This is a genomic window from Ectopseudomonas khazarica (assembly GCF_017915135.1).
GTDB lineage: Bacteria > Pseudomonadota > Gammaproteobacteria > Pseudomonadales > Pseudomonadaceae > Aquipseudomonas > Aquipseudomonas khazarica.
This window is the reverse complement of the sequence record NZ_CP068551.1, coordinates 1432646-1444197: the sequence shown is the minus strand read 5'-3', so window position 1 is coordinate 1444197 and position 11552 is coordinate 1432646. Positions and strand designations below refer to the sequence as shown.

12 protein-coding genes are annotated in these 11552 nt (G+C 63.3%); 7 read left to right on the top strand and 5 right to left on the bottom strand.

The window, feature by feature from the left end; translation table 11 throughout:
• Positions 1-60: 60 nt before the first annotated feature.
• The 4 genes from JLK41_RS06610 to JLK41_RS25535 all read left to right on the top strand — a co-directional run bounded on the left by JLK41_RS06610 (position 61) and on the right by JLK41_RS25535 (position 3934).
• Positions 61-1179, top strand: coding sequence for an HD domain-containing phosphohydrolase (locus tag JLK41_RS06610; protein WP_037047269.1), 1119 nt, complete (start codon positions 61-63; stop codon positions 1177-1179).
• A gap of 341 nt (positions 1180-1520) precedes the next feature.
• Entirely contained in the window at positions 1521-1991 is a 471-nt protein-coding gene (locus JLK41_RS06605) for a Dps family protein (protein ID WP_037047267.1), read from the top strand.
• Between the two features lie 96 nt (positions 1992-2087).
• Complete coding sequence (locus tag JLK41_RS06600) at positions 2088-3155, top strand: GGDEF domain-containing protein (protein WP_197738824.1); 1068 nt, start codon at positions 2088-2090, stop codon at positions 3153-3155.
• Positions 3156-3328: 173 nt separating this feature from the next.
• Positions 3329-3934, top strand: coding sequence for a cold-shock protein (locus tag JLK41_RS25535; RefSeq protein ID WP_037047261.1), 606 nt, complete (start codon positions 3329-3331; stop codon positions 3932-3934).
• A 40-nt stretch (positions 3935-3974) separates the two neighbouring features.
• Here JLK41_RS25535 and JLK41_RS06590 read toward each other — a convergent pair whose 3' ends face one another.
• Both JLK41_RS06590 and JLK41_RS06585 read right to left on the bottom strand, forming a co-directional pair.
• Positions 3975-4181: a SlyX family protein gene (locus JLK41_RS06590; protein WP_037047258.1), complete on the bottom strand. Its 207-nt coding sequence runs from the start codon at positions 4179-4181 to the stop codon at positions 3975-3977.
• Positions 4178-4609, bottom strand: a complete 432-nt coding sequence (locus tag JLK41_RS06585) for an HIT family protein (RefSeq protein WP_175253139.1) — start codon at positions 4607-4609, stop codon at positions 4178-4180. The genes JLK41_RS06590 and JLK41_RS06585 overlap by 4 nt, the downstream gene beginning before the upstream one ends.
• A 655-nt stretch (positions 4610-5264) precedes the next feature.
• Here JLK41_RS06585 and JLK41_RS06580 point away from each other — a divergent pair.
• Positions 5265-6518 carry an OprD family porin gene (locus tag JLK41_RS06580; protein ID WP_047592689.1) on the top strand — a complete coding sequence of 418 codons (1254 nt, stop codon included), beginning with the start codon at positions 5265-5267 and terminating at the stop codon, positions 6516-6518.
• A 69-nt stretch (positions 6519-6587) separates the two neighbouring features.
• On the opposite strand, the gene JLK41_RS06575 is transcribed toward JLK41_RS06580, so the two are convergent.
• Positions 6588-6995 (bottom strand): PaaI family thioesterase, encoded by a 408-nt coding sequence (locus JLK41_RS06575; RefSeq protein ID WP_134677430.1) that lies wholly within the window; start codon positions 6993-6995, stop codon positions 6588-6590.
• A gap of 143 nt (positions 6996-7138) precedes the next feature.
• Between JLK41_RS06575 and JLK41_RS06570 the strand changes: the two genes are divergently transcribed.
• Together JLK41_RS06570 and JLK41_RS06565 are read left to right on the top strand one after the other, a co-directional pair.
• Complete coding sequence (locus JLK41_RS06570; protein ID WP_037047250.1) at positions 7139-8854, top strand: proline--tRNA ligase; 1716 nt, start codon at positions 7139-7141, stop codon at positions 8852-8854.
• Between the two features lie 20 nt (positions 8855-8874).
• Positions 8875-9831, top strand: coding sequence for a hypothetical protein (locus JLK41_RS06565; protein ID WP_037047249.1), 957 nt, complete (start codon positions 8875-8877; stop codon positions 9829-9831).
• Between the two features lie 26 nt (positions 9832-9857).
• Here JLK41_RS06565 and JLK41_RS06560 read toward each other — a convergent pair whose 3' ends face one another.
• Both JLK41_RS06560 and JLK41_RS06555 read right to left on the bottom strand, forming a co-directional pair.
• On the bottom strand, positions 9858-10679 hold the full coding sequence (locus JLK41_RS06560; protein WP_210390631.1) for an aldo/keto reductase: 822 nt from the start codon (positions 10677-10679) through the stop codon (positions 9858-9860).
• Positions 10680-10743: 64 nt separating this feature from the next.
• Positions 10744-11424 carry a class I SAM-dependent methyltransferase gene (locus tag JLK41_RS06555; protein WP_037047246.1) on the bottom strand — a complete coding sequence of 227 codons (681 nt, stop codon included), beginning with the start codon at positions 11422-11424 and terminating at the stop codon, positions 10744-10746.
• Positions 11425-11552 lie beyond the last annotated feature (128 nt).

Sequence of the window (11552 nt, the reverse complement as noted above, 5' to 3'; positions counted from 1 at the left end):
ACGCAGCCGCCCGGCAAGAGCCTTCTATAATGAACGGGGCCGCCACCGTGGAGAATCACCATGGCCACGCCCCACCACACCGATTTGTCCAGCGACCTGCTGGAAGACTTCCGGCTCGACGCTGCGGAGCAGTTCCCGCGTTGCGAGCAGCTGCTGATCGAGCTGGAGCAGGCTCCGAGGAGCACGGAGCGGCTGCGCGAGCTGTTTCGCCTGATACATACGCTCAAGGGCAATCTCGGTTACGTCGACCTCAACCAGCTGATGCCATTGCCGCAGGCGATGGAAGACGTGCTCGACGCCCTGCGTTCGGGGCGCCTGAGCTTCGACAGCCTGCTGGGCGACATCCTCCTGCTCTGCCTCGATCACCTGCGCGCCCTGGTGGACCAGGCACTCGGCGGAGCGGACGCGCCCCTGAGCGCGGCCCAGCTCGATGCGCTGTGCCAGGCCCTGCACGCCCTGGCCATGGCGCCCGCCGGGCAACAGACCGAGGTGCGCCGCGAGCTGTTGCTGCACATGGACCCGAGCACCCGCCTGCAAGCGCCCGAGGCCGCCGAACCCAGCCAGACCGAAGCGCTGCTGGTTCGCCACGGCATCGCCATCCACCCCGACCTGCAGTTCTTCTGCGCCCTCACCGAGGCCGCCGAGCAACGCTCCAGCTACTGGCAGGGACGCAACCTGCGCCTGCTCGAACTGGCACTCAGCATGAACGCGGCCGGCGCCAACGCGGAACGCCCCGAGCAACTGGCAGCGGCCGTGTGCCTGCATGACCTCGGCATGGCCTTCCTGCCCCTGGATCTGCTGCACAAGCAAAGCCACTTCAGCCGCGAGGAGCGGCGCCTGATGCAAGGCCACCCGCGCCTGGCCAGCGAACTGCTCAAGCGCATGCCCGACTGGGCTGCGGCCATGGAGATCGTTCTGCAGCACCAGGAACATGCGGACGGCAGCGGCTACCCCAAGGGGCTGCGGGAAATGGAGATCACCCCAGGCGCACTGATCCTGCACATCGTCGACACCTTCGATGCACGCACCCACGAACGCGCACATCAGACCCTGAGCAAGCGTCCGCTACTGCGCGCCATTCTCGAGATCAACAACCTCGCCGGCCAGCAGTTCAGCCGTCACTGGGTGGAGGTGTTCAATCGCACGCTGCAACAGCGCCCCGGCCTGGCGCACCCCTGATCGCCGGGGCAGAGCCATAGTGCTGTTCACATGAGAAGTGGTCGGACGCGATCAGCCCCCACGCCCCCCCCCTTGGGGAGAGGGGGAAACCGGCCGTTTTGCGGCAGTTTCAGCCCTCTCCCCCAGCTCCTCTCCCATAAATGGGCAAGGGGAGCCAAAAATGAACAGCATCAGGTGCAGAACCAGGCCATTTGGTCATAAGAAATGAACTGTGCGCGCTCGATAGCTTCTAAACATCGCTTTCATTGACAGAAGCCAAGATTATTCTCGAATCGCGCATGTTAGGCTCGTCCCAACATTGCGGAACAGACTTCCCCAGGCCACCTGAAAGGAGAAAGATCATGGAAATCAACATCGGAATCGCTGAACAGGATCGCGCCGCCATCGCCGAAGGCCTCTCGCGCCTGCTGGCCGACACCTACACTCTGTACCTGAAGACCCACAACTTTCACTGGAACGTCACAGGCCCGATGTTCAACACCCTGCACCTGATGTTCGAGGGGCAGTACACCGAACTGGCCCTGGCAGTGGATGCGATCGCCGAGCGTATTCGCGCACTGGGCTTCCCGGCCCCTGGCACCTATGCCGCCTACGCCCGCCTCTCCTCGATCAAGGAAGAGGAAGGCGTTCCCAGCGCGCAAGAGATGATCAAGCTGCTGGTACAGGGTCAGGAAGCCGTCGTACGCACCGCACGCAACATCTTCCCGCTGCTGGACAAGGTCAGCGACGAACCCACCGCCGACCTGCTGACCCAGCGCATGCAGGTGCACGAGAAAACCGCCTGGATGCTGCGTAGCCTGCTGGCTGCCTGAACATCCCTGAGGCCCGGTAATCCGGGCCTTTTCATTAGGCACGCCGCCTCGCTCTGATCTATGCTCTGGCCAATCGCCAATGAGTTCCCGCGCCCCATGAGTCAACCAAGCAGACCGCCAAGCATCATCGAGCTGTATCCGGAGGAAACCCGCAAGGCGGCTTCGCTGCTGAAGCAGGCCGTACCCCTGATGATGCGCCACGACATACCGCCGAACCCGGTGCACTATGCGCTGTGGTACACCTACAGCCGGGGCAGCGAACCGGAACTCAATCGGCGCATGGACAAGGCGGTGGAAGACTTCGATGTCTTCCCGACGGAGACCGCAAGCCGGCTGTTCCGCGACTACATCATCCGCGGCGAGCTGGAAGAGGCACGTGCCGGCCAGCAGCAGGTGATCGAACTGGTCGACGACATCGAAGACGACGTCTCGCACAGCGTCATCGGCAGCCAGCACTACCAGCAGAGCCTGAGCCAGGGCCTCAGCGCCCTGCAGGAACCGATCATCGACGACCTGCCCAGCGTCCTCAACGACCTGCAGGAAAGCACCCAGCTGATGCAGGATCAGCAGGAGAAATTCCTCTATCGCCTGCGCGCCGCGCAACAGGAGATCACCCATCTGCGTGGCCAGCTGGAGCGCGCGCACATGGCCGCGACGCTGGACAGCCTGACACGCGTCTTCAACCGCCACGCCTTCACCCGCCTGCTGGAGCGCGCCCTCGCGGAGTCCCAGCAGGGCCTGGCGCTGGTGATCCTGGATATCGATCACTTCAAGCAGTTCAACGACCAGTACGGCCACCCGCTCGGCGACCGGGTGTTGCAGCATGTCGGCCAACTCCTGCGCGACCTGCTGCCTCCCGGCGCCTTTGCGGCGCGCTACGGTGGCGAGGAGTTCTGCGTGGTACTGCGCGACTGCAAGGGTTTCAGCGAAGTGATCGAGTTCGCCGAACAGCTGCGCAACAAAATCCAGTCGCTGCGCATCAAGGTCAGGCGTACCGACCAGGTCCTGGACAGCATCACCGCGTCGTTCGGCTGCGCGATGGCCGAGGCGGAAGACGACTTCGAGTCGCTGCTGACCCGAGCGGACGATGCGCTCTATCAAGCCAAGCGCAGCGGCCGCAACCAGGTCCACCCCGCCAAGAGCGAAACAATGCTAAGCGCTTGATTTGAGAAGCCCCCGCCTTTGCTGTTAAATAGGACGGCACGCCGCATTATCACCCTGCGGCGGCGCCGACCTTGCTCCACAGGCGCCCAGGATGACCGTTCGACTGGCCATCCACAGCGTGCGCTCCCTCCGCAACACCTTGAGTCATCATTCAATCAGTGAGTTCGTCCAACATGTTGAAGATTGCCCATTTCGTGACAGGGTTTGCCGCCCTGCTGCTGTCTGCCGTTCCCGGTTTTTCCAGTGCGTTCCTCGCCACACCCGATGCCATCTATCTGACCCTGATCGGCCTGCTCAACCTGCTTGCCGCAGCGCAACAGAACACGCCTGCCCCGCGCCAGCAACTGGCCAACCTGTCATCGGCACTGCTGATCCTGGCGGCCGTGGTGCAGAGCCTGATCCTGCTCGCCCCGCTACCCAACATCGGCGGCCAGCCGGCGATCTGGCTGCCGCTGCTGACCATCGGCATCGCGGTAGCCTTCCAACTGACCGCCCAGCTGAACCCGCAACCGCGTGACAGCCAGCCACGCGCCGTCGCACAGCACAGCGCCAGCCAGGAAGACCGCGAGACCGGCACGGTGAAGTGGTTCAACACCTCCAAGGGCTTTGGCTTCATCTCCCGCGACTCGGGTGAGGATATCTTCGTGCACTTTCGCGCCATTCGCGGTGAAGGCCACCGCGTCCTGATCGAAGGCCAGCGCGTGGAGTTCTCGGTGATGCAGCGCGACAAAGGCCTGCAGGCAGAAGATGTGATCGCTGCCGCGCCCTCACGGCGCTGAAGACGACAAGAAAAAGCCCGGGAAACCGGGCTTTTTCATATCAGTAGTGCGGTGGCGGCGCTTCGTCCTCGGCAATGCCGACCTGGCCGTTCAACTCCTCCTGGCGACGCGCCAGCGCTGTCAGTTGCAGCTGCATGCGCTCGATGCGCCTGTTCTGCTCGACCAGCTCGTCGCTCAGCGCCTGGATGGTGTCGTCCTGGAAGGCCAAACGACTTTCCAGCTCCATGATTCTGGCTTCCAGGCTCATACCAGGCCTCCGGCAAACTGGAAGTCCTCGGTCAACACCAGACGCAACTTGTCGATGATCTGGCGTATCTGCGCGTCCTCGTAAGGCCTGGCCGGCTGCCGCCCCCAGACGGGTGCCGGCCACGCCGCGTCATCACGCCGCCGCACGATGACGTGCATGTGCAGCTGGCTGACCACGTTACCCAGCGTCGCCACATTCATCTTGTCGGCGGCGAAGGTATCCTTGAGGGTCTCGGCCAACAACGAAGTCTCCTGCCACAACTGACGCTGATCGGCGCCATCAAGCTGAAAGATCTCGCTGACCTCTTCACGCCGGGGCACGAGAATGAACCAGGGGTAGCTGGCGTCGTTCATCAACAGCAAGCGACAGAGAGGAAAGTCTCCGACCAGCAGGCAGTCCTGCTGAAGACGTGAATCCAGGGTGAACATGATGTTTTCCTCCTTTACCCGACCCTATCAAGCTTAGCGCCAGCCACACCCGGCGCGATGGCGCGCAGCATACGCAGGGTAGCGCGACAATTCACCCGCCAGCGTCGCACCAGTACAAGGCACGTCACAGGCACCCGCACCGTCGGCGTGCACCATTTTGTTTCCTCCCGTAATACCTCGCCTCAAGCGTTACCGCGACGCCTCACCACAGTGCACCCTTCACAGCGGGAGAAAACCCCGCAACCGCCCACGGAGGCCACGGGCAAGCCCACAGAATGCAACGCCCACGCAGCCGCACGTGGGGTTCGCACCGGGAAATCAGGTTTTTGCAGAATCCCTGGCGTTTTGAGCACGACTTTTGCTAACTGTCAGAGCAATGCCCGGCACGCCGTGCAGTCGATCAATAACAGCGGTACCAGGCAACCCAGAACCGCGAGAGCGTCGGCATAACGCAACGCACGTGAAGATCTACAGATTTGCGACATCCTTCATTACGCCATGCGACACCGTTCTGAACGAACCCGCAATGAATAGACTGCAACTATCGCCATAATTGGCTGCGTGCTATAAGTTACCGCCGACACAAAAAGAAAGAGCCGCCCATACAATAAAATAGTGGGCAGCGCAACTCTTCCAAACCCAAGGAGCAATCACGATGCAAGTGATGAAGTGGAGCGTAATCGCCCTGGCAGTCGCCGCGGGCACTTCCCAGATGGCAGTGGCATCCAGCCAGTCCGAGTCGAACGGTTTCATCGAAGATAGCAGCTTCAACATCTTCAACCGTGCCCTGTACATGAACCGTGACTTCCGTTCTGGCGGTGTTCAACGCAACGCTCAGAGCTACCGCGAAGAAACCGGTCTGGGCATCCGTCTGCTGTTCGAATCCGGCTTCACCCAAGGCACCGTAGGCGTCGGCTTCGACGCTCACTCCCTGAGCAGCATCAAGCTCGACGGCGGCCGCGGTCACCGTGGCAATGGCCTGTTCGACCAAGCTGGCGACGGCCACAGCGAAGACACCCAGACTGAAGTTGGCGGCGCTATCAAGTTCCGTATTTCCGATACCGTTCTGAAGTACGGTAATCAGGAAGTAGCCAGCCCGGTATTCTCCACCGACGACAGCCGCCTGCTGCCGGAAGTTGCTACCGGTACTCTGGTCACCAGCAATGAAATCGCCGGCCTGGAACTGACTGCTGGTCGCTTCACCGCGATGAGCAGCCAGGTCAGCACCGACCGCGACACCTTCGGCCTGAAGGAAATCAACATCCTCGGCGCCAGCTACAGCATCACCGACGATCTGAGTGCTGCCCTGCACTACTCCGACGCCGATGACAACTTCAAGAAATATTACGTCAACCTGAACTACAACCTGCCGCTGGCAGATGATCAGGCACTGAACTTCGACCTGAACGGCTACCGCACTCGCGGTCAAGGCAAAGAGCTGCTGGGCGAGATGGACAACAACATCTGGAGCCTGGCAGCCGCCTACTCCATGGGCGCCCACAAGTTCACCGTTGCGCACCAGCGTTCCAGCGGCGACACCGGCTATCGCTATGGCGATATCGATGGTGGCGGCACCATCTGGCTGTCCAACTCGGTTCAGTACTCCGACTTCAACGCCAAGGACGAAACCTCCTGGCAGGTGCGTTATGACATCAACATGGCCTCCTACGGCGTGCCGGGCCTGAGCTTCATGACCCGCTACATCGTCGGTGACAACATCGATGTCGGCAGCGGCTCCGACGCTCAAGAGCGCGAGCTGGACATCGAAGCCAAGTACGTGATCCAGGACGGCGCAGCGAAGGACCTGTCCTTCCGTATCCGTAATGCGTTCTACCGTGCAGACAACGACTACGGCGGCGACATCAATGACTTCCGCCTGATCGTCGAATACCCGCTGAGCGTTCTGTAACGACTGCGTGATTCGACAACAAAGAAACCCGGCCTAGGCCGGGTTTCTTTTTATGGGCAGGATGCTGCGTCAGATCGGCAACGCATATGTCCCGGTCACGTGAGCCACCAGCTCAGCCTCGTTCCCCGCCGAATACAGCGAAACCTCACAGACGGCCTGGCGCCGGCTCAGGCGCAGGATGCTCGCCTCGGCCAGCAGGTCCACCGGCTGAGGTTTGACCAGGAAGTTGATGTTGAGATTGGAGGTCACCGCCATCTCCACGCGCCCCAGACGCCCCAATACCACGGCGTACATCGCCGCATCGCCCAGCGCCATGATGGTCGGCCCCGACAAGGTACCGCCCGGACGCACCAATTTGGCATGAAAGGGAACCCGTGCCAGTACCCCCGCCTCGTCGAGCCGGTCGATACGCAGGTCGATGTCCTCGGCCATGGGCAACCCGGCCCGAATCAATGTCTGAACCTCACGCGCAGTCAGTCCCACAGCATCGCCCTCCTGGATTAACGCAGCGCCGCACCCAATGCCGGTCGCAGTACCTGCAACCGTCCTGTACGCCACTGTATAGGCACCGTACAATGCCGGCCTATTCCAAGCCCTAGCAACCGACAGAACAGCCAAACATGCGTACCAGTCAGTTCCTGCTCTCGACCCTGAAAGAAACTCCCTCCGATGCCGTGGTGATCAGCCACCAGCTGATGCTGCGTGCCGGCATGATCCGCAAACTGGCCTCCGGCCTGTACACCTGGCTGCCGATGGGCCTGCGCGTGCTGCGCAAGGTTGAGAACGTGGTGCGCGAGGAAATGAATGCCGCCGGCGCGCTGGAAGTGCTGATGCCGGCCATCCAGCCCGCCGAACTGTGGCAGGAATCCGGTCGCTGGGTGCAGTACGGCCCGGAGCTGCTGCGGGTTCATGACCGTCATGACCGCGAGTTCTGCGTCGGCCCGACCCACGAGGAAGTGATCACCGATCTGGCGCGCAACGAGCTGAACAGCTACAAGCAGCTGCCGATCAACTTCTACCAGATCCAGACCAAGTTCCGTGACGAGATTCGTCCGCGCTTCGGCCTGATGCGCGGCCGCGAGTTCATCATGAAGGACGCCTACTCCTTCCATGCCGACCAGGCGTCGCTGCAGGAAACCTACGACCGCATGCACCAGGCGTACTGCAACGTGTTCAGCCGCCTGGGCCTGGACTACCGTCCGGTGCAGGCCGACACCGGCTCCATTGGCGGCACCGGCTCGCACGAGTTCCACGTGCTGGCCGAATCCGGTGAGGACGACATCGCGTTCAGCACCGTCTCCGACTATGCCGCCAACATCGAGAAGGCCGAGGCCGTGCCGCGTGAAAGCGCGCGCGGCGCCGCGACCGAGGAAATGCGCCTGGTCGATACCCCGGACACCAAGACCATCGAGGCGCTGGTCAACGGTTTCGGCCTGGCCATCGAAAAGACCATCAAGACCCTGGTGGTGCACGCCGCCGAGGAAGGCAAGCTGATCGCGCTGGTGGTACGTGGTGACCACGAGCTGAACGAGATCAAGGCCGCCAACCTGGAACTCGTTGCCAGCCCCCTGCAGATGGCCAGCGAGGCCGAGATTCGTGCCGCCATCGGCGCCGGCCCCGGCTCGCTGGGCCCGGTCAACCTGCCGATTCCCTGCGTGATCGACCGCAGTGTCGCCCTGATGAGCGACTTCGCCTCGGGCGCCAATATCGAGGACAAGCACTACTTCGGCGTCAACTGGGAGCGTGACCTGCCCCTGCCCGCCGTCGCCGACCTGCGCAACGTCCTCGCGGGCGACCCCAGCCCGGACGGCCAGGGCACCCTGGAGATCAAGCGCGGCATCGAGGTCGGGCACATCTTCCAGCTGGGCACCAAGTACAGCGAAGCGATGAACTGCCAGGTACTCGGCGAGAACGGCAAGCCGGTGACCCTGAGCATGGGCTGCTACGGCATTGGCGTATCGCGCGTCGTGGCCGCCGCCATCGAGCAGAACTTCGACGAGCGCGGCATCCGCTGGAATGACGCCCTGGCGCCCTTCCACATCGCCCTGGTACCGCTGCGCTACGAAACCGAGCAGGTGCGCGAAGCCACCGACAAGCTGTATGCGCAACTTACCGCAGCGGGCTTCGAGGTGCTGCTCGACGATCGCGACAAGAAGACCAGCCCCGGCATCAAGTTCGCCGACATGGAGCTGATCGGCATCCCGCATCGCGTGGTGGTCAGCGATCGCGGCCTGGCAGAGGGCAACCTCGAGTACAAGAGCCGCGCCGAAACCGAGCCGCAAGCCGTACCGCTGGCGGAAATCCTGTCCTTCCTGCAAGCCCGTATCAGCCGCTGATCACGTAGCACCGAGACATCATGCACACGAGCAACAACCTTCGCCTGACTGGCGCCGCACTGTGCGGCGCCCTCTTTCTCAGCGGCTGCGCCAACCAGCTCCCCCAGCGCAGCGAGCATGAGGAGCGTATCGAGCGCAAACTGCTGGATCACCAGTTGCAGATCGATACGGGCGAGCCCAAGGTGCTGGAGCTGCCGCAACGGCGTATCCGCGTGCATGACCAGAAGAGCTACGAAGTGACCGCATTCGAGGTCACGCGCCGTTACGACCGCTATACGCCCTATCAGCCCTGGCGCGAGCTTTACGAGGTGCCGGTGGGGGCCGTCGCGGTCGTGGCCGGCGTCGGCGCCAACGTGCTCAACGTGGTGCTGCTCGGCAGCCTGCCGGAAACCGCGACCCGCGACTGGATCAGCTACGGCATGGCGGGCCTGAATCCGTTCATGAACGTGGAATCCAACGGCCGTGCCGAGCAGAACCTGGCGAGCATCGAGGAGCTGCAGCGCGATCGGCGCATGGAGTACACCAACCTGCCCTGGGCCGAGAGAGCGGTACAGGTCCAGGCCGGGGAGCAACGCTTCGAGCTGCTTACCGACAGCACCGGCGTGCTGCGTCTCAACCTGCTGGACAGCCCGTTCACCGAGCAGGACATCACGCGACTGAACCTGTTGCAGCTGAGCGTCGAGGAACGGCTGGGCGACGACCTGGCCCGCGCCGAAACGACCCTGATGGTCAGCCACACCCTGCGCGGCAAGCTGCGCGAGGCGCACGACCTGATCTTCGACGACCTCGAAGGCGACGATGTCGCCCAGTGGGTGCACCGGGTCAAACGCCTTTCCGATCTGGGCCTGGAGGAAGAAGCCAGCGAGCTGGAGCAGAGCCTGATCGAACTGACCCGCAACGACCCCGAGCTGCAGGATGCCTTCCTCAAGGCTCTGCTCAAGGATGCCGGGCGTCTGGCCGCCGACCCGGCCAACTGAGCACCGGTCTGCCCCGCTCCGGGGCGCTAGACCATCTCCAGCGGACGCTTGCGCTGCGGCGGCGCGAAGGCCGCATCCAGCGACTCCAGGTCGTGCGTATCGAGGACAATGGCAGCCGCCGCCGCATTGTCGCGCAGGTGCGCGCTGCCAACCGCCTTGGGAATGGCGATCACCCCGTCCTGCCTGAGTGTCCAGGCCAGCGCCACCTGGGCCGGCGTCACCCCATGCCGCTTGGCGACCGCGCACAACGCAGGCGCCTGCAGCAACGCCCCAGCCTGGCTCAGCGGGCAGTAGGCCATCAACGGCATCGCAGCACGCTGCTGCCAGGGCAGCAGGTCATATTCGATGCCGCGTGCCTCGAGGTTGTACAGCACCTGATTGGTGCTGCAGCCCGGCTGATCCAGCTCCAGCAGATCGTCCAGGTCGAAGTTGGAAACACCCCAGGCGCCGATCTTGCCCTGTTCGCGCAAGCGCTCGAAGCCTGCCACGGTTTCCGCCAGCGGATAACGACCACGCCAGTGCAGCAGATACAGGTCGATACGTTCGCAACCAAGGCGCTTGAGGCTGCGCTCGCAGGCCGCCTGCACACCGTCCAGGCTGGCATTGTGCGGGTACACCTTGCTGACCAGGAACACCTCGTCACGACGCCCGGCAATGGCTTCTCCCACTACCTGCTCGGCACCACCCTCGCCATACATCTCGGCGCTGTCGATCAGCGTCATGCCCAGATCCAGCCCCTCACGCAGCGACGCGACCTCGCGCGCACGCTGCTGCCGGTCTTCCCCCATGCGCCAGGTGCCCTGCCCGATCACCGGCACCTGGGTACCAGCCAGTTCAATCTTGCGCATCGACAGATCCTCGAGTGATTGAGCGCGGCTCACTGCCGCGCCATGGCCGACGAACGTGGCCGGTTCAGAGTGGCTTGAGCAGAAGCAGCAGGGAAACCGGCTGGACGCTTTCGGGGTGCAGAGGTTCCTGCAGCCATTCCAGGCGCCAGCCGGTCTCGCCGAACAGCGTCAGCCAGGATTGCAAGGTGCGGAAGAACCAGGGCATGGGCGCCTGGAAGCCCTCGCCAAAACCGGCGAAGTCCTCCACCCGCCAGCCATCCTGGTAGGGTTCGCCATGGCTGGCGCGCCAGGGGTGCAAGGTCTGAATCAGCAGGCTGCCGCCAGGTGCGAGCAGGGCATGCAGGCTCTGCAACACCGGCTGCAGGGGCTCCTCCAGCAAGGCGAAATTGCACACCAGCACCTCGAAACGCCCGAGCTGCTCGGCATGCTGATCCAACTCGGCATAGCCACAGACACGGTACTGGCTGCGCCCGTCGCAGGCGGCACGAGCGGCTTCGATCAGGGGTGCCGAAGCATCCACGCCGACCGGCTCGATGCCATGTTCAGCCAGCCCCCGGCACAGCCAACCCTCGCCGCAACCGATGTCCAGCACACGCCTGGGCTGCAGCGCCAGCACCGCCTGGATGATGGCGGCATCGGTGACCAGGCGACGGCTCTCGATGCGCTGCTCGCGCACAGCGGCAGCCCAGGCATCGGCGTTGGCCTGCCAGCTCTGCTGAAGCTGTTCTCGATGGTCGCGCTGCATGCGGGGCCCCCTACATCTTGCGTTGCAGCGAGTCTAGCAGCCCTGTTGGCGGAGCAATACCGCAGGCGCCATCGACTAAGCTGTAGTGCATGAGTGGCGACGAACGCAGTGCTGCCGGCACGCGAGCA

What these genes read in the sequence shown, in the direction of transcription:
- JLK41_RS06610 (WP_037047269.1), top strand. Translation starts at nt 61, where the DNA reads ATGGCCACGCCCCACCACACCGATTTGTCCAGCGACCTGCTGGAAGAC.
- JLK41_RS06605 (WP_037047267.1), top strand. Translation starts at nt 1,521, where the DNA reads ATGGAAATCAACATCGGAATCGCTGAACAGGATCGCGCCGCCATCGCC.
- JLK41_RS06600 (WP_197738824.1), top strand. Translation starts at nt 2,088, where the DNA reads ATGAGTCAACCAAGCAGACCGCCAAGCATCATCGAGCTGTATCCGGAG.
- JLK41_RS25535 (WP_037047261.1), top strand. Translation starts at nt 3,329, where the DNA reads ATGTTGAAGATTGCCCATTTCGTGACAGGGTTTGCCGCCCTGCTGCTG.
- JLK41_RS06590 (WP_037047258.1), bottom strand. Translation starts at nt 4,181, where the DNA reads ATGAGCCTGGAAGCCAGAATCATGGAGCTGGAAAGTCGTTTGGCCTTC.
- JLK41_RS06585 (WP_175253139.1), bottom strand. Translation starts at nt 4,609, where the DNA reads ATGTTCACCCTGGATTCACGTCTTCAGCAGGACTGCCTGCTGGTCGGA.
- JLK41_RS06580 (WP_047592689.1), top strand. Translation starts at nt 5,265, where the DNA reads ATGCAAGTGATGAAGTGGAGCGTAATCGCCCTGGCAGTCGCCGCGGGC.
- JLK41_RS06570 (WP_037047250.1), top strand. Translation starts at nt 7,139, where the DNA reads ATGCGTACCAGTCAGTTCCTGCTCTCGACCCTGAAAGAAACTCCCTCC.
- JLK41_RS06565 (WP_037047249.1), top strand. Translation starts at nt 8,875, where the DNA reads ATGCACACGAGCAACAACCTTCGCCTGACTGGCGCCGCACTGTGCGGC.
- JLK41_RS06560 (WP_210390631.1), bottom strand. Translation starts at nt 10,679, where the DNA reads ATGCGCAAGATTGAACTGGCTGGTACCCAGGTGCCGGTGATCGGGCAG.
- JLK41_RS06555 (WP_037047246.1), bottom strand. Translation starts at nt 11,424, where the DNA reads ATGCAGCGCGACCATCGAGAACAGCTTCAGCAGAGCTGGCAGGCCAAC.